The 23,061-nt window shown below is 67.5% G+C and carries 21 protein-coding genes, 1 tRNA gene, 1 pseudogene and 1 riboswitch; of the genes and pseudogenes, 11 read left to right on the top strand and 12 right to left on the bottom strand.

Annotation, left to right across the window (positions count from 1 at the left end; all coding sequences use genetic code 11):
* Window positions 1-186: 186 nt before the first annotated feature.
* Window positions 187-2,019 carry a phosphoenolpyruvate carboxykinase (GTP) gene (locus tag OM977_RS02875; protein ID WP_264356051.1) on the bottom strand — a complete coding sequence of 611 codons (1,833 nt, stop codon included), beginning with the start codon at window positions 2,017-2,019 and terminating at the stop codon, window positions 187-189.
* A gap of 277 nt (window positions 2,020-2,296) precedes the next feature.
* Here OM977_RS02875 and OM977_RS02870 point away from each other — a divergent pair.
* Window positions 2,297-2,370 (top strand) — tRNA-Arg (locus OM977_RS02870).
* Between the two features lie 61 nt (window positions 2,371-2,431).
* Here the strand turns inward: OM977_RS02870 and OM977_RS02865 are convergent.
* A complete protein-coding gene (locus tag OM977_RS02865; RefSeq protein ID WP_264357515.1) occupies window positions 2,432-2,587 on the bottom strand; it encodes a hypothetical protein in 156 nt (51 codons plus the stop codon).
* 296 nt (window positions 2,588-2,883) lie between these two features.
* Here OM977_RS02865 and OM977_RS02860 point away from each other — a divergent pair, with 296 nt between their 5' ends.
* The 4 genes from OM977_RS02860 (at window position 2,884) to OM977_RS02845 (ending at window position 7,852) form a co-directional block, all read left to right on the top strand.
* Window positions 2,884-4,338, top strand: a complete 1,455-nt coding sequence (locus OM977_RS02860; RefSeq protein WP_264356050.1) for a dihydrolipoyl dehydrogenase family protein — start codon at window positions 2,884-2,886, stop codon at window positions 4,336-4,338.
* Between the two features lie 111 nt (window positions 4,339-4,449).
* Window positions 4,450-5,091 (top strand): ABC transporter ATP-binding protein, encoded by a 642-nt coding sequence (locus OM977_RS02855; protein ID WP_264356049.1) that lies wholly within the window; start codon window positions 4,450-4,452, stop codon window positions 5,089-5,091.
* The gene (locus OM977_RS02850; RefSeq protein ID WP_264356048.1) at window positions 5,088-7,133 is read left to right on the top strand and encodes a YhgE/Pip family protein; all 2,046 of its coding nucleotides are present in this window, start codon (window positions 5,088-5,090) and stop codon (window positions 7,131-7,133) included. The genes OM977_RS02855 and OM977_RS02850 overlap by 4 nt, the downstream gene beginning before the upstream one ends.
* Complete coding sequence (locus OM977_RS02845) at window positions 7,130-7,852, top strand: TetR/AcrR family transcriptional regulator (RefSeq protein WP_264356047.1); 723 nt, start codon at window positions 7,130-7,132, stop codon at window positions 7,850-7,852. Before OM977_RS02850 ends, OM977_RS02845 begins: the two co-directional genes overlap by 4 nt.
* Window positions 7,853-8,425: 573 nt before the next feature.
* Here OM977_RS02845 and OM977_RS02840 read toward each other — a convergent pair.
* The 3 genes and pseudogenes from OM977_RS02840 to OM977_RS02830 all read right to left on the bottom strand — a co-directional run.
* Window positions 8,426-9,403, bottom strand: a pseudogene (locus tag OM977_RS02840) (EamA family transporter); the annotation flags it as partial.
* 98 nt (window positions 9,404-9,501) lie between these two features.
* Window positions 9,502-9,999 carry a hypothetical protein gene (locus tag OM977_RS02835; RefSeq protein ID WP_264356046.1) on the bottom strand — a complete coding sequence of 166 codons (498 nt, stop codon included), beginning with the start codon at window positions 9,997-9,999 and terminating at the stop codon, window positions 9,502-9,504.
* A 114-nt stretch (window positions 10,000-10,113) separates the two neighbouring features.
* Window positions 10,114-10,641: a SixA phosphatase family protein gene (locus OM977_RS02830; RefSeq protein WP_264356045.1), complete on the bottom strand. Its 528-nt coding sequence runs from the start codon at window positions 10,639-10,641 to the stop codon at window positions 10,114-10,116.
* 171 nt (window positions 10,642-10,812) lie between these two features.
* Here OM977_RS02830 and OM977_RS02825 point away from each other — a divergent pair, with 171 nt between their 5' ends.
* Window positions 10,813-11,343, top strand: coding sequence for a cupin domain-containing protein (locus OM977_RS02825; RefSeq protein WP_264356044.1), 531 nt, complete (start codon window positions 10,813-10,815; stop codon window positions 11,341-11,343).
* Between the two features lie 74 nt (window positions 11,344-11,417).
* On the opposite strand, the gene OM977_RS02820 is transcribed toward OM977_RS02825, so the two are convergent.
* The gene (locus OM977_RS02820) at window positions 11,418-12,284 is read right to left on the bottom strand and encodes a winged helix-turn-helix domain-containing protein (protein WP_264356043.1); all 867 of its coding nucleotides are present in this window, start codon (window positions 12,282-12,284) and stop codon (window positions 11,418-11,420) included.
* A 715-nt stretch (window positions 12,285-12,999) separates the two neighbouring features.
* Between OM977_RS02820 and OM977_RS02815 the strand changes: the two genes are divergently transcribed.
* The 4 genes from OM977_RS02815 to OM977_RS02800 all read left to right on the top strand — a co-directional run bounded on the left by OM977_RS02815 (window position 13,000) and on the right by OM977_RS02800 (window position 17,541).
* The gene (locus OM977_RS02815; RefSeq protein WP_264356042.1) at window positions 13,000-13,740 is read left to right on the top strand and encodes a response regulator transcription factor; all 741 of its coding nucleotides are present in this window, start codon (window positions 13,000-13,002) and stop codon (window positions 13,738-13,740) included.
* Window positions 13,741-13,743: 3 nt separating this feature from the next.
* On the top strand, window positions 13,744-15,315 hold the full coding sequence (locus OM977_RS02810; RefSeq protein ID WP_264356041.1) for a HAMP domain-containing sensor histidine kinase: 1,572 nt from the start codon (window positions 13,744-13,746) through the stop codon (window positions 15,313-15,315).
* A 173-nt stretch (window positions 15,316-15,488) separates the two neighbouring features.
* A riboswitch (cyclic di-AMP (ydaO/yuaA leader) is annotated at window positions 15,489-15,647 on the top strand.
* A complete protein-coding gene (locus tag OM977_RS02805; RefSeq protein WP_264356040.1) occupies window positions 15,646-16,458 on the top strand; it encodes a hypothetical protein in 813 nt (270 codons plus the stop codon). (Overlaps the previous riboswitch by 2 nt.)
* Window positions 16,459-16,614: 156 nt before the next feature.
* On the top strand, window positions 16,615-17,541 hold the full coding sequence (locus OM977_RS02800) for a glycosyltransferase (protein WP_264356039.1): 927 nt from the start codon (window positions 16,615-16,617) through the stop codon (window positions 17,539-17,541).
* An 11-nt stretch (window positions 17,542-17,552) separates the two neighbouring features.
* On the opposite strand, the gene OM977_RS02795 is transcribed toward OM977_RS02800, so the two are convergent.
* From OM977_RS02795 to OM977_RS02785, 3 genes are all read right to left on the bottom strand, one after another.
* Window positions 17,553-17,930 (bottom strand): glyoxalase superfamily protein, encoded by a 378-nt coding sequence (locus tag OM977_RS02795; protein ID WP_264356038.1) that lies wholly within the window; start codon window positions 17,928-17,930, stop codon window positions 17,553-17,555.
* 82 nt (window positions 17,931-18,012) lie between these two features.
* Window positions 18,013-18,648, bottom strand: a complete 636-nt coding sequence (gene upp, locus OM977_RS02790) for a uracil phosphoribosyltransferase (protein ID WP_264356037.1) — start codon at window positions 18,646-18,648, stop codon at window positions 18,013-18,015.
* A gap of 12 nt (window positions 18,649-18,660) precedes the next feature.
* Window positions 18,661-19,521 (bottom strand): phosphatase PAP2 family protein, encoded by an 861-nt coding sequence (locus tag OM977_RS02785; protein ID WP_442960690.1) that lies wholly within the window; start codon window positions 19,519-19,521, stop codon window positions 18,661-18,663.
* A gap of 61 nt (window positions 19,522-19,582) precedes the next feature.
* Between OM977_RS02785 and OM977_RS02780 the strand changes: the two genes are divergently transcribed.
* Entirely contained in the window at window positions 19,583-20,086 is a 504-nt protein-coding gene (locus tag OM977_RS02780) for a nucleoside deaminase (protein ID WP_264356036.1), read from the top strand.
* A gap of 37 nt (window positions 20,087-20,123) precedes the next feature.
* Here the strand turns inward: OM977_RS02780 and OM977_RS02775 are convergent, their stop codons facing one another.
* From OM977_RS02775 to OM977_RS02765, 3 genes are read right to left on the bottom strand one after another with little or no spacing between them, the layout of a single operon-like run.
* On the bottom strand, window positions 20,124-21,449 hold the full coding sequence (locus OM977_RS02775) for a DNA glycosylase AlkZ-like family protein (protein ID WP_333473996.1): 1,326 nt from the start codon (window positions 21,447-21,449) through the stop codon (window positions 20,124-20,126).
* Window positions 21,450-21,490: 41 nt separating this feature from the next.
* Window positions 21,491-22,651, bottom strand: a complete 1,161-nt coding sequence (locus OM977_RS02770; RefSeq protein ID WP_264356035.1) for a glycosyltransferase family 4 protein — start codon at window positions 22,649-22,651, stop codon at window positions 21,491-21,493.
* An 8-nt stretch (window positions 22,652-22,659) separates the two neighbouring features.
* A complete protein-coding gene (locus OM977_RS02765) occupies window positions 22,660-23,058 on the bottom strand; it encodes a 6-pyruvoyl trahydropterin synthase family protein (RefSeq protein ID WP_264356034.1) in 399 nt (132 codons plus the stop codon).
* Window positions 23,059-23,061 lie beyond the last annotated feature (3 nt).

Genomic DNA, 23,061 nt, shown 5'->3' with positions numbered 1-23,061 from the left:
GAAATTGCCCCTGAACGAGAACTCCTATTCCTGGCAGTTCCTCCCCATTCCCGGCATGACGTTTACGAACGTGGGAACAACCGGCTCCTTCTCCGGAACCGACACGTGCCAGTAACGACGGCGGCGCCGCACCTTTCGAAAAGGTGCGGCGCCGCCGTCGGTCGCTGCTGTTTGTGGTGCCGGCTGCTAGCGCACCGCCAGGCGGGACTTCAGTCCCACGAGTTCGGAGCGGAGCGCCTCGGGAAGAGATTCGCCGAAGTTGGCGAACCACTCTTCGATGGAGGCCAGCTCTGCGGCCCACTCCTCGGGGTCCACGCGGACTGCGTCTTCGACGTGGGCCTCGGTCAGGTCCATGCCCGTGAGGTCCAGGGATTCTCCGGTCGGCACGTAGCCAATCGGCGTGTCGACGGCGTCAGCCTTGCCTTCGAGGCGTTCGATGGCCCACTTCAACACACGCGCGTTGTCACCGAAACCGGGCCAGGCGAAGCCGCCGTCGGCCGTGCGCCGGAACCAGTTGACCAGGAAGATCTTGGGCAACCGTTCCTGGTTGGCCTTGGCGGACAGGTTCACCCAGTGGTTCAGGTAGTCCCCCGCGTCGTAGCCGATGAACGGCAGCATGGCCATCGGGTCGCGCCGCAGCACACCGACCTGGCCGGCCGCCGCCGCGGTGGTCTCGGAGGACAGCGTCGATCCCATGAAGACGCCGCTGGACCAGCTGCGGGCCTGCGTCACCAGGGGGATGGTGGTCTTGCGGCGTCCACCGAACAGGATCGCGGAGAGCTCGACGCCGTCCGGGTTGTAGTACTCCTCCGCCAGCATGTCGATCTGGGAGATCGGGGTGCAGAAGCGGGAGTTCGGGTGGGCTGCCGGCTTGTCCGAGTCCGGGGTCCAGGAGTTGCCCTGCCAGTCAGTCAGGTGCGCCGGAGTCTCCTCCGTCATTCCCTCCCACCACACACCACCGTCGTCGGTGAGGGCCACGTTGGTGAAGATGCTGTGGCCCTTGGCGATGGCCCGCATGGCGTTGGGGTTGGTGCCCCAGCCGGTGCCCGGTGCGACGCCGAACAGGCCGGCCTCCGGGTTGGTGGCGCGCAGTTCGCCCTCCTTGCCGATCCGGATCCAGGTGATGTCGTCACCGAGGGTTTCGACTTTCCACCCTTCGATCGTCGGGTCGAGCAGCGCGAGGTTGGTCTTGCCGCAGGCCGAGGGGAAGGCCGCGGAGATGTAGTACTTCTTCTGCTCCGGGGAGGTGAGTTTGAGGATCAGCATGTGCTCCGCGAGCCAGCCCTCGTCGTGGGCCATGACCGAGGCGATGCGCAGGGCGTAGCACTTCTTGCCCAGCAAAGCGTTGCCGCCATAGCCGGAGCCGTAGGACCAGATGGAGCGCTCTTCGGGGAAGTGCACAATCCATTTGTCCGGGTTGCACGGCCACGGCACGTCGGCCTGGCCGGGGGCCAGCGGGGCACCCAGGGAGTGGAGTGCGGGGACGAAGAAGGCGTTGGTGGCGGTGATCCGGTCCAGGACCTCGGTGCCGATCTGCGCCATGATGCGCATGGACGCGACAACGTAGGCGCTGTCCGTGATCTCCACGCCGAATTTAGGATCCTCGGCGTCAAGGTGGCCCATGACGAACGGAATGACGTACATCGTGCGTCCGCGCATGGAGCCGGCGAACAGGCCGTGGAGCTTCGCCTTCATTTCCGTCGGAGCCATCCAGTTATTGGTGAACCCTGCGTCGCGTTTGTTCTCGGAGCAGATGAACGTCTGCTCCTCGACGCGGGCCACGTCGGCCGGATCGGAGAACGCTGCGAAGGACTTGGGGAACAGCTCCTCATTCAGCCGGGTCAGCGTGCCCGCTGCCACCAGTTCGTCGGTGAGCCGGGTATTCTCCTGATCGGAGCCGTCAACCCAGTGGATCCGGTCCGGCTGGGTCAATTCAGCTACCTCTTCGACCCATGCCAGCAGGCCAGCATGTGTGGTGGGTGCTTTTTCAAGCAACGGCAGTCGCGCCAGATCGCCCATTACGGTTCCCTTCCTCGGGTTCAGTGGTGTGTCCTAAATGTAGGGCTAGATCACCCCGCAGAAACTGGCCCGAATGTGGGACGTCCGGATGGCCGGAAATGAAAAACCCCGGAAATTCAAGGAACTAACACTACGAACAACGGCCTATTTGTGATCAAGGTCACATAGACCGGTCTAGTCAGCCAGATTACACCTGTTTCGATTTGTAACTACGGCCCCTCCTCGCGTAAAGTAATTCGAGGTTCGGGGAGCGAGAAGTTCTCCAAGAGCCGAGAATGCGCCCATAGCTCAGCTGGATAGAGCGTCTGTCTACGGAACAGAAGGTCAGGGGTTCGAATCCCTTTGGGCGCACAGAAGAAAAAGATCCGCTCCGGCTCGCCGGAGCGGATTTTTTCGTTTAACCGGCGTCGGCTCACTCCGCCGCAATCGCCGCGGTGATCCGGCGTCGGATTCCATCGAAGCGCCTGCTGAGCAGCTCGGCCGCCACGGCCTTATCGCCAGTGGAGACGGCCTCAAAGATGCCACGGTGCAGCCCCGCCAGTGCGGCGAGCTCCGCGGTATCCGCCAAAAGTGTTCCCCGGAAACGGCCACCGCCTCAATCCGGTGCAAGGACTCCTCGAGCGCCCGGAGATCCCCGGAAGTCATGAGGTCCATGGCGGCACCGAAGTTGATAGGTGCCACGAACATTCCGAAGCCACGCCGGATCTCAATTACGGCCAGCGCCTGTAGCACCTTCAATGACTCCCGCAGGGTGTTCCGCCCGACGCCCAAGGCAGCGCAAAGTCCGCTTTCCGTGGGAAGGGGATCGCCGGCCCAAGGCTGCAACGACCCCGAGCCGGGAAGGACCCGGCGTAGGATTCTGCCATGACGGAACAGCTGGAGCGGGAATTCGATGTCATAGTGCTCGGCGCCGGCGCCGCGGGCGAGAACGTGGCGGACCGAGCGGTCCAGGGCGGGCTGTCCGCGGTCCTCATCGAGGCGGAACTGGTCGGCGGCGAGTGCTCATACTGGGCCTGCATGCCGTCCAAGGCGCTGCTCCGGCCCGGCACAGCCCTGCACGGGGCCCAGGCTGTCCCGGGCGCCGCGCAGGCCATCACCCGGACCCTCGATGCGGCCGCCGTACTGAAGCGTCGCGACTACTTCACGTCCAACTGGCAGGACGACAGCCAGGTCAAGTGGGTCGAGGACACGGGCATTGAGCTGATCCGCGGCCACGGCCGGCTCACCGCTCCGCGGAAGGTGGAGGTTTCCGGGCGGGACGGCAACAGCTACGCGCTCACGGCGCGGCACGCCGTCGTGCTGGCTACGGGGTCCACCCCCAGCCTGCCGCCGGTCGAAGGGCTGTCCGACGTCGAGTACTGGACCACCCGGGAGGCCACATCCGCCCGCGAGATTCCCGAACGGCTGGCCGTTCTCGGCGGCGGCGTCGCCGGCACCGAACTGGCCCAGGCATATGCGCGACTGGGATCGGCGGTGACCCTCGTGGCGCGCGGTGCCCTGCTGGGCATCTTCCCGGAGGAGGCGTCGACGCTGATCGCAGCAGGGCTGCGCGCCGACGGCGTACAACTGCGCCTGCACACCGGCACCGAAAGCATCCGCGGGAACGGTGACGGGTCCCTCACCCTGGCGCTCGAGGGGGGCATCACGGTCACGGCGGACAAACTGCTCGTCAGCACCGGCCGGCACCCGGCCCTCGAGGGGCTCGGCCTGGAAAGCGTGGGGCTTGCCGCCGCGGAAGGCAAACCGCTCCGGCTCGGCACCGACTCCACCGGCCTGGTCGCGGGCGCAACGGACGACGGCGGACCGTGGCTCTACGCCGTGGGCGATGCGGCCGGGAAGGTCATGCTGACGCACCAGGGCAAGTACGAGGCGCGGGCGAGCGGTGACGCCATCGCCGCCCGGGCCCGCGGTGAGCTCGCCGGTGAGCCCGAGCCGTGGAGCCGCTACGCCCAAACAGCGGACGACCACGCCGTACCCAATGTGGTGTTCACCGACCCTGAACTCGCGAACGTGGGCCGGTCCGTGCAGCGGGCGGAAAGGGACGGTTATCGCGTCAGGTCCGTGGAGCTGCCCATCCAGGTGGCGGGCTCCTCGCTGCATGCCGAGAAATATGAGGGATGGGCCCAGCTGGTCGTTGACGAGGACCGCAAGGTCCTGCTCGGCGCCACCTTCGCCGGGCCCGACGTCGCCGAGCTGCTGCACGCCGCCACCATCGCGATTGTCGGCGAGGTCCCGCTGGACCGCCTCTGGCACGCGGTGCCGTCCTACCCCACCATCAGCGAGGTCTGGCTCCGGCTGCTGGAAGCCTACGGGCTGTGAACTGCCCAGTGCCCGTGAGCGCGACCACCGCACCTCATGGTGATTTCTATTTGAACTGACCGGTCGGTTCGGTTAGCCTTAGAGCAGACATTCCTCTGCGAAAGGCACCACTTGCTCTCCGTGCAACAGCTTTCGGTGGACGGGCGGCGCGACAGCCTGCTTCCGGCCACCTCGCTCGAGGCCGCGCGTGGCGGACTCCTGCTCGTGACGGGCGCTCGGCAGGACCACCGCACGGCCCTCGCCCTCACCGTGAGCGGGCGTATGAAGCCCTCCGGCGGCACTGTCGAATGGGACGGCGGCGCGGGGATCAGGCAACTCCGCACGGCAAGCGCCGTAGTGGACTCCCCCGGCGTCAACGAGCCCGAACAGCACCTGAGCGTCCGGGACCTCGTCACGGAGGACCTTGCCCTGGTCCCCCGGCGCTACCGCGGCGCCCTGCTCAGCCAACCCTGGCTCAAGGTGAACCGCTTCGAGGACATCGCCGGGCTCTGGGTCGAGCAGCTCGACGCCGGCCGGCGCACCGAACTGCTCACCGCTCTGGCCCTGGCGAACCCGAACACAGACCTCCTTGTCCTCGACTCCCCGGACCGCCACGGCGGCGATCCCGCCGACTGGCTGCCGCGGCTTGAGCAACTGGCCCACGACGCCGGCCGGCCGCTCGCCGTCGTCGCCACCGTCAGCAGCCTCCCGGACGGCTGGGCCGGCGCCGCCGCCTCGATCGGAAACGCTGTGCCGGACGAGGAGGCAAAGTGACTGTGCTGCGGCTGGCCCGCTCCGAACTCAGGCGCATGACAGGCGGCCTGCTGCCAAGGCTGACCATCCTGGCCCTGGCCCTGGTCCCGCTGCTTTACGGTGCCGTGTACCTCTATGCCAATTGGGATCCCTACGGCAAGCTCAACCAGATCGACGCTGCGCTCGTGGTCGAGGACACCGGCGCCACCTCCGCCGACGGCGCCCGCCTCGAGGCCGGCAAGAAGGTCGCCGAAAGCCTGGTGGACGGACACGTCTTCAACTGGCAAACCGTTTCCGGAACGGCGGAAGCGGACCGGGGCGTGAGCACGGGCAAGTACGCCTTCGCCCTGAAAATCCCCGAGGACTTCTCCGCCAACCTGGTCTCCCCCGGCAGTTTCGACGCCGCCAACCAGGCCATGCTCAACGTCACCACGAACGACGCGAACAACTACCTGCTCAGCACCATCGTGGACAAGCTCACCACCGCGGTGCACAGCACCGTGGCCACCGAGGTGGGCGAGGAAACCGCCAACCAGCTCCTCACCGGCTTCGGCACCATCCATTCCCAGATGCTCAAGGCCGCCGACGGCGCCGGGCAGCTCGCCGGCGGCGTCGCCAGCCTGCACGACGGCACGGTGACGCTGCACCAGGGCACCGGCGAACTCAAGACCGGTGCCGCGGACCTCTACGCGGGCCAGCTCAAACTCCGGGACGGCGCGAACACGCTGAGCTCCGGCGCGGCGCAGCTGAGCGGCGGTCTTGCCCAGCTGCAGGCAAAGACGGCCACGCTGCCCGCCGACTCGCAGCAACTCGCGGCCGGCGCCGCGCAGGTGGCGGCCGGTAACGCCGCGCTCAACGCCCAGCTGCAGGGCATCGCCGGACAAGTCAGCGCCACGGAGCAGGCCGCGGCCCAAGCGCTGCGCGGCCGGGTGCTGGCATCGAACAGCAGGCTCGTCGCCGCCGGCGTTCTCACGCCGGACCAGGCGGACCGGATCCTGGCCGATTTTGATGCCACTCCGGCCCCGCCCGCGTCGGCGTCTGCCGGCAAGCTGAAGCAGGCCGTTGCCCAGGTCCAGCAACTCGCAGACGGTTCCGCTGCGGTCAGCACCGGGGCCGCGAAATTCGCCGATGCAACACCGGCCCTCACCGACGCCGTCGGCAAGGCCGCCTCCGGGGCCGGGCAGCTCGCCGGCGGCGCCTCCACCCTCGCCACCGGACAGCAGAGTGCGCTGGACGGCGCCGGGAAACTCTCCCAAGGGGCGCAGAAACTGGATGAGGGTGCGGCGCAGCTGGAAACCGGGGCTGCCACCGCCGCCGACGGCGCCGGAACCCTGGCGGGCGAGCTCGCCAGCGGCGCCGGGGAAGTCCCCAACCCCGACGACGGCCAGAAGGACAGCCTCGCCCGGGTAATGGCCGACCCGGTCGCCGTCAGCAACGTCTCCCAGGCCAAAGCCGGTTCCTACGGGGCGGGACTCGCGCCGTTCTTCCTCACCCTCGCCCTGTGGATTGGGGTCTTCATGCTCATTCAAGCGATGCGGCCGGTGACGCAGCGGGCCCTGGCGTCCAACGCCCCGGCGTGGAAGATCGCCGTCGGGGGCTGGCTTCCGTTCCTTGCCGTCGCGGCCATCCAGGCGAGCCTGCTGACCCTCGTCGTGGACGTGGGACTCGGACTCGACCCGGCCCACCCCGTGCTGATGTGGCTCCTGATGCTGGCCGCGGCGATGGCGTTCAGTGCGATCATCCAGGGCGTCGTGGCACTGCTCGGATCGCCGGGCAAGCTCGTGGTCCTCATCCTGCTGGTCCTCCAGCTGGTCTCCTCCGGCGGGACCTTCCCCTGGCAGACCACGCCCGAGCCGCTGCATGTGGTGCACCAGCTCCTGCCCATGGGTTATGTGGTCAGCGGCATGCGCCACCTCATCTACGGGGCCGACCTCGCGATCATCCTGCCCACCATGCTGGGACTCCTTGGCTACACTTTGCTGGGAACGGCCATGTCCATCATTGCCGTGCGCAAGCACAAGTACTGGACCCTCAAGACCCTGAAACCGGAGATCACCGTATGAGCAGCAGTTCGCCGGACAGCGGCTCGGAAACCTCCGACGGGACTTCGGCTGCGGGCGGGACGCCGGCTGCCGGCGACGCCGGCAAGAAGCTCCGGCCGGCGCGGACCAACGCCACCAGGCAGAAGCTGTTCGAGGCCTCCATGGAGCTGATCGGCGAGCGCGGCGCCGCGGGGGTGACGGTGGATGAGATTGCGGCGGCCGCGGGCGTGTCCAAGGGCACGGTCTACTACAACTTCGGCAGCAAGTCGGACCTGATCGCCCAGTTGCTCCGCCATGGCGTGGATATCCTGCTGGCGCGGCTGCTGAGCGTCAAGGACGCTTCCGCCGATCCCCTCAGCACCATGGACGAGATGATCGGCCAGGCCATGGATTTCATGGCGGAGTACCCTTCCTTCGCCCGGCTCTGGGTCAGCGAGAATTGGCGGACACCCAGTGAGTGGCAGGACACCTTCGCCGAACTGCGCGGACGCCTGCTTGCCGTGATCGGAGCCGCAATCGACGGCGTGGCAGCGGTCTACCCGGTCGATCCGGGTGTCTCCCGGGGCAGCCTGGAGACCGCCATTTTCGGTGCCTGCTTTGTGGTGGGCCTGGACCGGCAGACGTACAATCCGGAACGGACCCGGGAACAAAGTATCGCCGCAATCATGGCGTCCATGCGCGGCTACGTGGTCAACAAGCCCTTGCTCGGGGATGATTGGTCACATGCGTCACATGGGTAACAGCGGCAGGATAGCCATCGGGGCGTTTCTGGCGGCCGTCGCGTTGCTGGTCCTCACGGGCGTGACCTTGCACGAGGCGGTGTTCGTGTGGTTCATGGCCGCCTCCGCGGCCGCTTACGTGGCCTGCGTGGCCGAGGTAGTCATCCGCCGTCGGCACAAGACCCTCACGGCCAGCGGAATCGGCAGCATACTTTTCCTCGCGTTCGGCATAGCCTTCCTGCGGCAGTGGGGGCTGGCTTTCAATACGGATCCGGCGGCCCTGTCCGCCCCGGTGAACACCGCCCATCCGGACCTCTATTTCTACCTCGCAGCAGCATCAGGCGCGGCCACCCTGTTGCTGTTGTTCGCCGGGACCGTGCTGCCGGGCAGGCGTGGAACCGCCCGCGCCTACGCCTCCCGCCCTCCGGCGTCGGCCCCCCGCTCCGGCGCGAGGGGGCAGGCGTCGCGGGGCACATCTGTCCGCGGCTCGGCTGCCAGGAGCGCAACCGCTGGGACATCCCCGCGTCCGGCGCCGCGGGCCGCTGCCGCCACGACAGCTGTGTCCAGAACTTCAACGGCCCGGGCGACGCCCCGGCCCGCCGCCAGGGTGCCTGCCGCCAAGTCACCTCCGGCCAAGTCGGCCGCCCCGTCTCCGGCCCGTCCACCGGCGAGGACAACCACCCGCCGCTGAGTGTGCCAGGCCGGACGCCGGGGACGCAGCACCGCCGTCGCGACGCCGCCCAGCAGCAGCACTCCACCCAGCACTTCGGCCATGGACGGCACCTCACTGAGTATCAGCCACGCCGCCGTCATGCCGACGACGGGGACCAGCAACGTGAACGGGACGACGGCCGAGGACGGGTAAAGCCCGAGCAACCGGTTCCAGATCCCGTAACCCACCAGGGAACCGAACACGGCGGTGTACAGGGCGCTCACCCAGGTGACGGGCTGCAACTGCGCCACGGCGGCGGACAGCGCTGCCGGGCCGTCCAGCAGGAGTGAAAGCCCCAGCAACGGGAGCGGCACCAAGGCCCCGGACCAGACCACCAGTCCCAGCCCGGAGGCTGCCTTCGCCTTCCGGACGACGATGTTTCCCGCGGCCCAGGACAGGGCGGCGGCCAGCACGATCACGAGCGGCAGTACCGGGGCGGCCAGGCTTCGCCCGACGGCCACCACAGCCAGTCCTGCCACGCCCATGACGACGCCGGCAAGTTGCGCCCGGCTGGGCCGTTCTCCGAGAAGGCCGGCAGCCAGCAGCACGGTCAGGAGGACCTGTGCCTGTATCACCAAGGAGGCGAGTCCGGCCGGCATGCCGAGCGCCATGGCCAAGTAGAGGAGGCCGAACTGGCCGGCGCTCATGAAGAGTCCGACGCCGACGATCGCCTTCCAGCTCACGTCCGGCTTCCGGATAAAGAAGATGCACGGAATCACCACGAGCGTGAACCGCATCACGACGAACAGCAGCGGAGGCACCTCCGCACCGTCGGGGTGCAGGCCAAGGTCGATCGCGACGAAGTTCAGGCCCCACAGCACGGCGACGAGCAGGGCCAGGAGAGAATGACGAAGGTTCACAGTGCCACTATGCCTGTTTCAGGCGCCCCGCGCTCTCTGTGGCGGGTTGTTCGCGTCGCAGGTCAGGCCCGAGCAGCCGGGTTTTCGTGGAATGCCGGTCAGAGATTACGGGGCCTGTCGCCGCGGGTTTGATCATCCTCCGGCCGGTGGGGGCCGGGGCCGCCCTCGACATGGTTCCTCGCGCCGCGGTCCCGGCGCAGTTCCTCACCGGCAGCGCCTTCGCGGGGCACCTCGTTCTTGGACTGCCTCTCGCCGCCTTTGGTGGTTACCACGTCAGGATCCAGTTCGTCAGCCTTCCGCCGTTTTTGCTCGACGTCGGCGCGGACACTCTCGGCCTCTTGCTGCGTGCCGCGGGCCTCCTCGCGCAGGCGTTCGGATTCGACTTCCGCTTGTTTCGCGTCGGCTTCAGCGCGCAGTGCCTTCGCCTCACGCTCCTTGGCGCCCAGCTCGTCGGCCTTGGCTTGCTCACGCATCTCCACGGCCCGGTTCCGGTTTGCGTCCACCTTGCGCTTGCGGCTAAGGACGACTGCCACCGCGATGATCGCCAGCACGACGATGACGCCAATAATGATCCCTATGAGCTGCCCAGAATCCACGATGATCCACCTTTTCTCTCGAACCATTTAGCCGATGAGTAGACAGCATCAGTAAACCGCAGAAACGGTCCGCTGACCATGGATCGGGCGGCTACGGCGCCCCGCAGTTGAGGGCTATTTGGCGCGGGGAACCTTGAAGTGCGTCAGCCGGGCGTCCTGGCCGTCGAGTTCGGCCCAGGTCTTCTCCGTCTCCAGCACCGTCAGGCCGCTGGTGGGGAAGCGCGTGGCTGCGTCCATATAGGCATCATGGTTCGAGTCACGGGACGCAAGGTGCATTGCAAGGTCCTGCACACCGGGCATGTGCGCGATCACCATCAGTGTGGTGACGGTGTCCGGAACGTGGTTGATGACCGTCAGCATCCGCAACGCCGAGGCGGAGTAGAGACCGTCCTCGAGTTTCGGCGTCGGGGCCTTGTCGCCTAGTTCATTGCACACCCAGGTGCAGGTCTGCCGGGTCCGCAGCGCACTGGAGCAAAGAATGAAATCAGGGATCACATTGTGCTTGAGCAGCCATTTCCCGGCTATCGGAGCGTCCCGGTGTCCACGCTCTTCGAGGGGCCGCTCGTGGTCCGCAATGCCCCCGGGCCAGTCGGCCTTGGCATGGCGCATTAGGACCAGCCGTTTGATGTGATGGGCGCTCATGAGCCAATCCTAGTGGGGACGGGATTCGACGGACGCGCGCCACCGGAGCTCTGGAGCTTCGAGGCCGAGGCGTGGAGGCCGGCCGCACGGCCTGCCCCCCACTGCAGCGCGGCCCCCAACACGACGCGCCATCCCATTGCCCCGGAATCCAAGCGAGAGCACCATGGGTCCATGAGTGAACGAAAATTTGGGCCCGTCGGCGAAGATGCAGGTGTTCTTGTCCAGTTCGGCGATGCCATGACGGCCCGAACGATTCTCGATGCAGCGACAACAGGGGAGGGCTTCTCCGTCGTTGAGCACCTGCTCGCAGCGCGCGAACTCGCGGCACCACTTCACATGCACAGTCGCGAGGACGAGTTCACGGTGGTCACCCACGGACGAATCGGCTTCCTCCTCGGCGAGGAGGTCTTCGAGGCCGGACCTGGCGAGCTGGTCCGAAAGCCGAGAAATCAATGGCATACCTTCTGGAATGCCGGCGATGAGCAGGCCCGGGTGCTGGAGATCATTTCGCCGGCAGGGTTCGAGAAATACTTCGAGGAAATCGGCGCGTTCTTTCCTGATGGTGCCGCGCCAGACTTCGAGGGCATGGCTGACGCTTCCCAGCGCTATGGTCTCCAGATGGACTTCAATTCGCTGCCCCAACTCATCGAACGCTTCAGCTTGACGCGTCCCCTGGAAATGGACGCGGATCCGCCCGGATAGCCCGCCGGGGCGCCCGAGGAACGGAAAAGCGCCCGTCCCTGCAAGAGGGACGGACGCTCCACGTGAGACTAAGGCTAGATCGAGTATTCCGGAGCGGCCCAGACGACAACTTCGGGGTGCTCGTAGAAGCGGTAGCCCTGGCCACGCACCGTGCGCACAGTGTTGGCGAGACGGCCCAGCTTGGAGCGCAGGCGGCGGATGTGCACGTCGATGGTGCGCTCGTTGGGCACTTCTTCGGCGTTCCGCCACAGTCCTTCGAGCAACTCGTCGCGACCCACCGTGCGGGTGCCGTTCTCCACCAGGTAATTCAGGAGTTCGAACTCCTTGAACGTGAGGTTCAGGGACTCGCCGTCGAGGTGGACCTCTCGGCGGGCAAGGTCGATGAGGACGCCGGAGGGACGGGGATCCTGCGGCTGCTGCAGGCGCGCCGTCTCAGCACGCTGGCGGGCACCGACGGTCGGATCGCCGAACGTGGAACGGACGACGTCGAGAGCCGAACCCTGGGCGCTGGCCGGCGCGACGGCGACGGCGGCGTAGCTTTCCGCGCCGGAAACGAGCGACTGGGCGTAGGCCCGGATCTCCTGGGCGAGCTTGGCAATGGAGGTGCCGGCGGCTGCCGCCGTTTCCTCATCGATGCCCATGTAGAGCACGAAGCCGCGGGCCACGTTGTCGCTCGCGACGGGACGGACGGCGCTGCCGCCGCCCGGTGCGATCACGGGTGTGGGAGCCGTTGCCGGGGCAGCCGGAACGGCGCGAAGCTGGCCATAGGAATTGGGGTTGTAGCCCTCAGCCACATACCCCGGGGCCGGGAAGCTGTTGTTGGGGCCGGCAGGAGCGAAGGACGGCCGTCCGCCACCAAATCCCTGGCGGATTCCGGAGGGCTGACCGGCCTTGCTGGCGTTACGGACGGAGATGTGGACGTATCCGGATGCAACTGACATGAATGCTTACCTCAATGTGAATGGCCGTCATCGCGGCTCGAATGCTACTTTCCCCGCAATGAAATCTGGGGAGGGGCGCCCGACTCTGGGCTGGGGCGAATGCCTAAAAACTCTCGGGGGTGTAAAAGTTAGGCGTGCATTCGACAACAGCGCATCTCGAACACAGCGGGTGCGCTGATCCAGGAAGCTGCGGCTGCAGGTGCTGTTGAGTTCTTGTTCACAATTGAAGTGTGCAACGTAACAATGCGAACTTGCAAGTAACAAAGGACCGCCATGTCCGCATGATGAGACAAATCGGCTGATTGTAGTGGAGATCACAATTCTGCCAGAGCGGAGAAACCTAGCTAGTTTTTCTGACCAGCCATCCCCCTTGCGCCTTTCGCCGAAGAACATTCGTTGAGACCGGCCTATTCCGTAAGATCATGCAAAACCTGAGGCTTTGGCAAAACCCTCGCCTACTGACTATTGGATGTCCACTGTCCACAGGGTGGTCTTGGCGGCCGACCGGAAAATACCCCGGAGGCGGAGGGCGTTCGCCGGGAGCGCCCGCCGCTCAGCGCCTCTGCTACCCGCCGCTCAACTCGCCTGCCCGGTGCCGCTGGCGGCACCGCCGGCCGTCGTCCCGCAGCAGCGTCCAGCTCGCTAGGCTGGGATTCACAGGTGCCGCACAGGATCCCCAAAGCCCCGCCTAACCGGCAGAACGGAGAGTTGTCCCATGGCCACCTCGCACTCCATGACAAACAACCTTCCCCAACTTACCCACCCGGACGGCTCCCCCATCCGGGCGCTCGTGGTGGACGACGAACCGAGCCTGTCCGAGCTCATGAGCATGGGGCTGCGAATGGCTGGCTGGTCCGTGGCCGTCGCCGCAGACGGCCCCGAAGCCGTCAAGCTCGCCAAAGACTTCCGTCCGGACGTGCTGGTGCTGGACGTCATGCTTCCGGGGTTCGACGGCGTCGAGCTGCTCGGCCGGATCCGGGCCTTCGCACCGGGGGTCCCGGCCCTGTTCCTCACCGCCAAGGATGACGTCCGCGACAGGATCGTCGGCCTCGCCGCGGGCGGTGACGACTATGTCACCAAGCCATTCAGCATGGAGGAAGTCCTGTTGCGCCTGCACCGGCTGGTGCAGCGGTCCGGTGTGGCGGCCATGGACTCAGCGGAACTCGTGGTCGGCGACCTCGTGCTCAATGTCGACACCCGGGACGTCACCCGGGCAGGCGAGGAATTGCACCTCACGGCAACGCAGTTCGAACTGCTGCGCTATCTCATGGAGAACCCGAAACGCGTCATCAGCAAAGCGCAGATTCTGGACCGGGTTTGGGATTACGACTTCGGCGGACAGGCCAACATAGTCGAACTGTACATTTCCTATCTCCGCAAGAAGATCGACGTCAACCACCCGCCGATGATCCATACCGTGCGGGGCGCCGGCTACGTCCTGAAGCCGGCGGACTGACCCGTGTCCAACCTCTCCGGCAAGGTCCGCTCGCCCGGGCGCAATTGGCGGGACCCTGCAACGTGGCACCTGCGCACCCGGCTGGTCCTGGTGGCCATGGCGCTGCTGGTGGCCATCTGCGGTGCCATCGGGCTGTTCAGCTATGCCTCCATGGATTCGTTCCTGACCCGCCAACTCGACGGCCGCCTCGGCCAGGTTTCACGGATCACCAACGACGCGGGCCGTCCCCCGACCGGCAACCCTGCCGGCAGGCCGAATCCCCTGGAAGCCAGAGGCCAAGGGATCGGCACACTGACCGCCCGCATCGACGGCAGCACGGTCAGCAGTGCCGGCTTCCTCGCCGCAGACGCCACCCCGAACAGCCTCTCGCCCGACGACGAGCAAGCCCTCCTCGCGCTCACCCCCAACAGCGCGCCCGTTGACCGTACGCTTTCCTCCGGCGCGTACCGGCTCACCGCCGTGCAGGCTCCCTACGGGGACGTGATTGTCACCGGGCTCCCACTGGCGGAAAAGCAGAACACCCTGGCGTCGCTGATCTGGACCATGGTGGTGGTGTCCGCCGGCGGCCTGGTCGTGATCGGTCTGGCCGGCACGGCACTGATCCGCCGGACCATGAAGCCGCTCGAACAGCTGTCAGAGGTGGCTACCAAGGTCTCCCGCCTCCCGCTCGACGCCGGCGAGGTTGCCCTCGCGGTGCGCGTTCCGGCGTCGGCCGCGCACCCCGGCACCGAGGTGGGGGGCGTGGGGTACGCCCTCAACCAGATGCTGGACAACGTCTCGAGCGCGCTGGAGGCCCGGCAGACCAGCGAAATGAAGGTGCGCCAGTTTGTGGCGGACGCCTCGCACGAGCTGCGGACCCCGCTGACAGCCATCCGCGGTTACACCGAACTGATGCGGATGACCGAGCACTTCACGCCCGACGGTGCGAAGTCCCTGGCGCGGGTGCAAAGCCAGTCCGAGCGGATGACAGCCCTCGTGGAGGACCTCCTGCTGCTGGCCCGCCTGGACGAAGGACAGCCGCTCAAACTCAGCGACGTGGACCTGACCCAGCTCGCGATCGAAACGGTCAGCGACGAAAAGGTCATGGCGCCAGACCACGCCTGGCGGCTGGAGCTCCCGGAGGAACCGGTGGTGGTCCGCGGCGAGTCCGCTCAGCTCCACCAGATACTGGCGAACCTGCTGTCCAACGCACGCAAGCACACCGCTCCCGGGACGACGGTGGTCACGGGTGTGATGCGTTCGGCCGACGGCAGCGCGGTGGTCACGGTGACCGACGACGGCGAAGGGATCCCCGCCGAATTCCTGAACCAGGTCTTTTCACGCTTCGCCCGGGCGGATGCCGCCCGGAAAAACCCGGCGACGACGGCGGCTGACGGGTTCGTCGGGTCCGGGACGGCGGGCGGACCCGGGGCTCGAACCATGGCCGCGGCACCCACGGCCGAGGGGACCAGCGGGCTTGGCCTGTCGATTGTGCAGTCGATTGTAGAAGCGCACGGTGGCACCGTCGAAGTCACCTCCCGCCCTGGCCGTACCGAGTTTGCCGTGCGGCTCCCCGGAGGCCCGCGGGAATCCTAGCTCAGTACCGCCGTACGGCCCCGGCCCCAGCGACCACAAAAGCGCAAGACGACGCTCCGACGCCGCACCCTTCCGTTACCAAAATGTGACTTCAGCGTGAAACTCCTGTACGGTCGATAGAGTGCGGCCGGAACTGGAGCCGCATATCCGGACGGACGCCAAACTCTGCCGCGTCCCGGAATATGCTGGACCAGGCAGAGGCGGGGAACCCAGAGTTCCCGGGCAGCCAGCATCCAAGCACCCTTGGGGTTAAGCCGACACGTGAGTATCCGTGCGGCCGGATTTCTCATCCGCACCCGACAGCTAACTCCGTAGGCGTTGAGAGGCATCATGACTGAATTCAAGGTACAAACGCGCCCTGACGGCGCAGCAGGCAAACCCCGCCGCGCCCATTCGCGCCACCGCGCCGAGTCAGCCAAGCCCGTCTCGGTATGGTCCCGGTCTGCCAGGGGCGTCGGTCACACCGGGCGCCGCGCCGCCGTGGTCGCCACGGCCTGCGCGGTCCTCCTCGGAGTTGGCGCGGCCGGACAGGCCGCGGAGTCCAGCCACACCACTGCCGGCAACTCGGCCGCGTCCGGCATCGCGGCCAACCCGTTGGCTCTCCTCGACTTCGACCGGGTCCGCGCCGAGGCACCTACATCCGCACCCTCAGCTTCGGCAGCGCCGTCGCCGGCCAGCGTCGAAGCCCTGCCCGCGGAAGAGGAGCCGGCCGTAACGCCGGCGCCCGCTGCCGAAGCCGCGCCTGCCGCCGCTCCTGCGGCGGCCGCGGCACCAGCGCCCGCTCCTGCGCCTGCGCCGGCGCCGGCGCCGGAAGCGGCGAAGCCCGTTGCCGTCGACGACCCCGCCGGCGCGCAGGCCTACGCCGCAGCCCAGCTGGGCTCCTACGGTTGGGCCGCCGACCAGATGCAGTGCCTGGCGAAGCTCTGGACCAAGGAGTCCGACTGGAAGACCACCGCCACGAATGCCAGCAGCGGCGCCTATGGCGTGGTCCAGTCCCTGCCCGCCGAGAAGATGGCCAGTGCCGGCGCGGACTACCTGACGAATTACCGGACCCAGATCAATTGGGGGCTCAACTACGTCAAGCAGCGGTACGGCTCTCCCTGCGGAGCCCTGAACTTCCACTACGCGCACAACTGGTACTAAGCCGCCAGGCACTACCCCTACGCAGCAGCAACAGAACGCCCCGGATCCCCGCGATCCGGGGCGTTCCTGCGTAACGGGCCGGCACCGCTCCACTTGCACAGCACCAGCACAGCCCTGCGCTAAAGCCCTCATAAGGACCACCGCCACAGTTGAGCCATGACGTTCACCGACCAGGCCACAGAAACCCTGCCGCATGACATGACGACGGCGGCCGGCCTGGCTGCCATGGCCCTCGCTCCGGCTTCGGGTTCCCGGCGGGGGCCGGAGAGCGGGTTCGGCACACGGCGCGCCTCCATCCAGCCCGGCAACGCCGTGCCGCTGCTGGATGTGACCATCCCGGTCCACAACGGGGAGCGGGACCTTGAAGAATGCCTGCGTCGCCTGCATGCGCATCTGGGCGAGTCGTTTCCGCACAGCTTTCGGATCACCGTCGCTGACAACGCGAGCACTGACGGCACCCTTCGGGCCGCGGAACGCGTCGCGCGGGAGTTGCACGAAGTCACCGCGGTCCATCTGGCAGAGAAGGGCCGGGGAAATGCGTTGCGGACGGTCTGGCTGGGATCGCCGTCGCCGGTTCTGGCGTATATGGACGCGGACCTTTCCACCGACCTGTCGGCTCTGGCTCCCCTGCTCGCCCCGCTTATTTCGGGCCATTCGGACCTAGCCATCGGCACCCGGCTTAGCCGAAATTCGAGGGTCATCCGCGACGCCGGGCGCGAGTTCATCTCGCGTAGCTACAACGTCCTGCTGCGTTCCTTCCTGCGCGCCCACTTCAGCGACGCCCGTTGCAGTTTCAAGGCCATTCGCGCCGATGTGGCCCAGAGGATTCTCCCGCACACCCTGGACACCGCTTGGTTCTTCGACACGGAGTTGCTGGTGCTGGCGGAACGATGCGGGCTGCGGGTGCATGAAGTTCCGGTGGACTGGGCCGAAGATCCGGACTCCAGCGTTGACGTCTTCCAGACAGCGCTAAGCGACTTGCATGGCATGGCCCGACTGGGCCGGGACCTGGCGGCCGGCCGGATCCCGGTCCCCGAACTGCGTACGGCCCTTGCCCGCGGCCCGCTCCCGCAGGGCCGCTAGCCGTTGGGCCGCTAGCCGTTGGGGCGGTTGGGGATGTACTGCACGGCCCATTTGTTGCCGTCGGGGTCGGCGAAATAGACGAAATGCCCCCACTCCTGAACATCGACGTCGCTGACGTCCACGCCGTTGTCCTTGAGCTGTTTGTGTGCGGCCTGGATGTCGCTGACGACGAGCTGGAGGCTGGGGGCGGTGCCGGGCGGCGCGTCGTTGAGGCCCTCGCCGATGGCGATCGAGCAGCCGGAGCCCGGCGGGGTCAGCTGGACGAAGCGGATGCCATCCATGGGCCTCTCGTCGTAGTCGGCGTTGAAGCCGACCTTGTTGACGTAGAAGTCCTTGGCACGGTCCACATCGGACACGGGGACGAACACGAGTTCAAGTTTCCAGTCCATGGCCCACAGGCTAGCGCGGGCCATGGCATTCCGGAAGGGGACGGCAGGGTGTGGAGTGCCGGCGGTCCCTGTGCTCCGGAGGCTAGCCGGCGATGCCGTAGAGGCGGTCGCCGGCGTCGCCCAGGCCGGGCACGATGTACGACTTCTCGTTTAGCTTCTCGTCGATCGACGCGAGCACAATGGTCACGTTGGCGTCCGCGAGCTCTTCCTCCAGCTTCGCCAGCCCTTCAGGGGCGGCGAGCAGGCAGATGCAAGTGACGTCGGAGGCCCCGCGCTTGAAGAGGAACTTGATGGCCTCGCGCAGGGTTCCGCCGGTGGCCAGCATCGGGTCCAGGACGAAGATCTGGCGGTCCGTAAGGTCCTCGGGGAGCCGCTCGGCGTAGGTGATGATGTCCAGCGTTTTCTCGTCCCGGGCCATGCCCAGGAACCCGACCTCGGCGGTGGGGACCAGCTTGGTCATGCCCTCGAGCATGCCGAGTCCGGCGCGGAGGATGGGAACCACCAGCGGCGTGGGCTTGGTGAAGGCCGTGCCGATGGTGGTGCTGACCGGCGTCTCGATGGTGACGGGCTCGGTGCGCACCTCACGGGTTGCCTCATACGCCAACAGCGTGACGAGCTCTTCCGTGAGCTGGCGGAAGACCGGGGACGGGGTGTTCTTGTCCCGCAGAACGGTGAGCTTATGGGCGACCAGCGGGTGGTCGACAACGAGAGTGCGCATTGGTCAAAACTATCACCCGGCCGCCGGGGATCTGCCCGCGGGACCCGGCGAATCGGCGTCGTCCGTTTCGGGAGGACGGCTGCCGCTCGGGCTGTTACTGGCCGCCGTTTCGCCGTCGTGGAGGTGGGCTGGGTGGTCAAACGTGGGTGCCGGGCCGGTATGTTCCCGGTGCCGCAGGGCGTGGAAGAGCCGGTGGGCCAGGACTACGATCCCCACCCATGCCAGCCCCAGCACCCACCCCATGATGACGTCCGTCATCCAGTGATGGCCCAGGTAAACCCGGCTCATTCCCATCGCGCCGATGAAGATCGCACCCGCCGCGATCAGGCCCACGCGGGTGATTGTCTGTTTCACCTGCAGGCAGGCGAGGTACACCACCAGCCCGATCACCACCGTGGTGTTGAGGGTGTGCCCGCTGGGGAACGACGGCGAGCTTTCATAGGGGGGCACCGCGTCGGTGTGGTCCGGACGGTTCCGGCCGATCAGTCTTTTGCCCAGCGTGGTGGCTGTAGTGGACACCGCGGCGGCGCCTCCGATCAGGATCAGCGGCCGCCAGGTCCGGGAGGACCAGATCAGCCAGGCCGTGAGGATGCTGGCCAGGATGGGCATGCCGATGCCGCCGCCGATGTTGGTGAAGCCGGTGACAAAGGAGTCCAGTCCGGGGCTGCGCAGCTGTTCCATGAACGCCAGGGTGGGCTTGTCCAGGTTGGCCAGACCGGCATCGTCCACCACGTTGTCGTAGACCTCCGCGCTCCACAGGGCCAGGACCACCACCACCACGCCGCCGATGAGCATCGTGATCCAAAGGGCGGCGTACGGCACCACCCATTTTCCCCAGCGCTGCGTCAGCCAGGTCTCAGTTCGGGTGCTCACGGCTGCCTCTCCACTCTTTTGTGTTGCACAGCTTGCTAAGGGTCGAAACTATCATTGAGCCATGACTTCCCCGGAGCCGCGCCATGCCGAATGGATGGGCCTTGCCCTCGCCGAAGCACGCAGCGCTCTGGCCACCGACGATGTGCCGATCGGCGCCGTCGTGATCGGACCCGACGGCTCGGTCCTCGGTTCCGGCCGGAATGAACGGGAGGCGCTCGGGGACCCGACGGCGCACGCGGAGATGGTAGCTATTCGGGAGGCAGCGGCCCGGCTGCGCGAACGGCGCGCCCAGGACGGGCAACGCGATGACGGCTGGCGGCTGGAGGACTGCAGCCTGGTGGTGACGCTGGAGCCCTGCGCCATGTGCGCGGGGGCGGTGGTGCTGGCCAGGATCCCGCGGGTGGTGTTCGGCGCCTGGGACGAGAAGGCCGGGGCCGCCGGTTCGGTGTTCGACATTCTTCGCGAGCGCCGGCTCAACCACTGGGTGGAAGTGTATGCCGGGGTCCGGGAGCCCGAGTGCGCGGCGTTGCTCTGGGACTTCTTCGCCGGCCACCGCGGCAACTGATCCTCGGACCCGCACGGCTCTCCCCCTGTCTGCCGGTTTACTTACCCACGGCCGCGGACCGTGCGGCGGCCGACTCGGCCAGGGCGTCGATCCGTTTCTGCCGCGAGGCCGGTGAATCGAGGCTGAAGGCGCGGAAGTCGCCCAGATCCTCGCGGATCCAGGCCTCCACCTCGGCGATCCGCCGGATCACGGCCGGCGTCGGGCCGTGGAAGAGCCAGGGCACGATCCGCTCCTCCCCCGGTTCGTACTGCCACAGGCCGATAATCCGGCCCCGGTCAAGAATCGGGTGGTCCGGCAGGTCCGCCTGCAGCGCCAGCGAAGCCACGACCTGTCTGTCGATTTTCTCCCCTTCAGGGCCTTCCTCCGCCAGCAGTTCCGCAGCGTTTCGGCGCAGCAGCACCAGCGAATCGGTGCCGGCGAGCAGCTGGATCTGTTCCTCGGCCGGTTCTTCGAAAACGGCCAGGCGTCCGACGTCGTCGGGCAACATCCACAGCCCGCCGCCCCCGGCGTCAGTCAGCGCGGTGGGCACCTCGACGGCGCCAACAGCGGCCAGCGCCGCCTTGCTCTGCGCCACGGTGAAGGCCGTGAACCATTGCGACTGCTTGAGCGTGGCCCCGCCGGTCCAGCCCAGGTAGCGGCGGATCAGTTCGACGCGGACTTCATCGTCGGCCAGGGGGCTGGCCGGCAGGTTCCACAGCTCGTAGCCATAGCGCTGCTGGTCGAGGCGCCCATTGGTGGGGACCCGGCGGATCCGCCCCTGTGACTGCAGGATGCCGAGGGCGGTGGGAAGGGTGGTGGTGGCGCCCTTCTTTTTGCCTTCTTCACCGAGGTTGCGGACCGAGTCACCAAGCTCGTCCTTCAGCTGCCGGGGGTCCAGGGGAACACCGGCTTCGGTGAGGGTGTGCAGGACCTGTTCCTCCAGGAGCGTGATTTCGCCGCGGTCAACGCCGAGCCTGCCAAGCACCCGGATAGCCTCGGCGGCATCCTTGCCCAGCTTGAGGGCCCAGGCGAAGTCCTCGCGGCCCAGAACATAGGTACAGCCGCGCGCCGCCGGCAGTTCCAGGATCCGGCGGGCGAGGACATCGGCGTCCACTTGATCCCGGCGGATGCCCGCGCGGGCAAAGAGCGTCAGGTAGGGGTTTGCGCCGCCCACGGAACGCGCCCAGCCGGCCCGCGCGAAGACCTCTTCCGCGGTGCTGCCGGCGAGGGAACCGTCCAGGCCCTGCTTGTGCCAGGCCCAGGCGCGGAGCCGGTCGGGCGTGAGCGTCCGGGCCGGGGGAATGTTCGCGGTCGGAGTCTGCGCGGTCAACGGCTCTGGCGTCATGGGGTCATTGTCCACCAGCAGCTCCGGCAGGGGAATCATCTGCCGCCGCCAATTCCGCCGGGCTGGGCTGCGGGCAACCCCTAAGTGGCTCCCGGGCTACTCTCCGGGTTCTTCGCGGGCAGTCCTGCGCGCAGGGCTTGGAGCACGGTCCAGGCGGTGCTATCCCAGCCGGGCAAGCGGTCCCGCGCGCTTACGGCGGATGACCGCCAGCGGGCGCGGAGCGCCGGGTCGGTGAGCCAGCGGCGCAGGACGTCGGCGAGCACGGACGGGTCCGTGCCGAGTGCGACGGCGGTGCCCGGCAGGGTGCCCGACCCGGCTGCCGGTGCGCCCGGGAAGATGCCCGGCTTCTGGCGTTCCGGTGTCCCGGCCGCGAGCGCCTCCACGGCCCCGGTGCCGGCACGCACCACCACGGGGATGCCGCGGGCAAGCGATTCCGGAACGACCAGTCCGTAGGTCTCCGCTTTGGAGATGAGGAAGCTGAGGTCCGCGCTGGCCCATTGGGCCTCCAGTTCCCGGCCCCGCAGTTCGCCCGGAATGCTGACGCGGCCCTGCAGCCCCAGCCGGCCGACGGATGCCCGGAGCTGTGCGGCGTAGATGGGGTCGGCGGAGTCGGAGCCGATGAGGGCCGCCGTCCATGGCAGCCCGGTGAGCAGGGACAGAGCGTCGAGCAGCAAGGACTGGTCTTTGTTGGGCAGCAGGGCGGCCACGGCCAGGAGGTGAGGCGGTTTCGAACCGTTGGCAAGCGGGGCGGGCACAGTGCCCGGGAGTGCGACCGTGATGCCGTCGAGTCCGTGCCGGGCGTGGAGCCCGGCCGCCGCTGAACTGCTGGTGCAGATCACCCCGGCCGCTTCCCGGAGCGCCCGTCGTTCCAGTTCGGGATCCTCGAGCGGCATGTGCAGCAGGATCCAGGCCGGCCGGCCGGCGGCGGCCGCGGCCGCGAGTTCCTCCGGCGCCCCGCAGGCGAGCAGCCCGTCGACCAGCGTGATCCAGCGGCCGGCACCGGGGCTGCCGGCTGGGTGCGCGCCGTCGTCGTGCGTTCCGGCGGAGCGCAGGGCAGCGGCAAGCCGCCGTCGGTCCTCCCGGCTCCCGCCCGGCCAATCGCCGTCGAGCGGGAAGATCTCCACCTCAACACCCTGGGCGGCGAGCTCCCGGGCGAGGGCGGAGTTGTAGACATTCCCGCCGGAGTTATGCCGGACATTGCCGGGCACCACCAGCCGGAGGCGGAGGGCCGAGGCCTGCACCGAGGGTCCTAGCTGGCGTCGAAGTCGACCGAATAGCTGGCCCAGGCGTCGGGCGTTTCGCGGAGGGTGACGTCCAGCCCGGCCAGCTCGCGGCCGTCCTGGCCCGCGCGGATCTTCGCTGCCACTGCGTCGGCCACGTACTGGGCCAGGGCCTCTGTGGTGCTGAGCCTTCCTGCGAAGTCCGGGTGCTCGTCGAGGTTCTTGAAGTTGAGGCCCTCGAGGATGGAATCCAGCACCTCGCCGGCCTCGCCGATGTCCAGCACGATCGAATCCTCGTTCAGGGCGCGACGACGGAAGGTCACCTCCGTGACAAAGGTGGCCCCGTGCATGCCCTGGGCCGGGCCGAAGGCCGGGCGGGGAAGGCTGTGAGCGATCATGAAGTTGCGGCGGACGGTCAGGCTGAACACGGG

This window comes from Pseudarthrobacter sp. MM222, from assembly GCF_947090775.1.
Taxonomy (GTDB): Bacteria; Actinomycetota; Actinomycetes; order Actinomycetales; family Micrococcaceae; genus Arthrobacter.
This window is presented reverse-complemented; position numbering and strand designations above follow the sequence as displayed.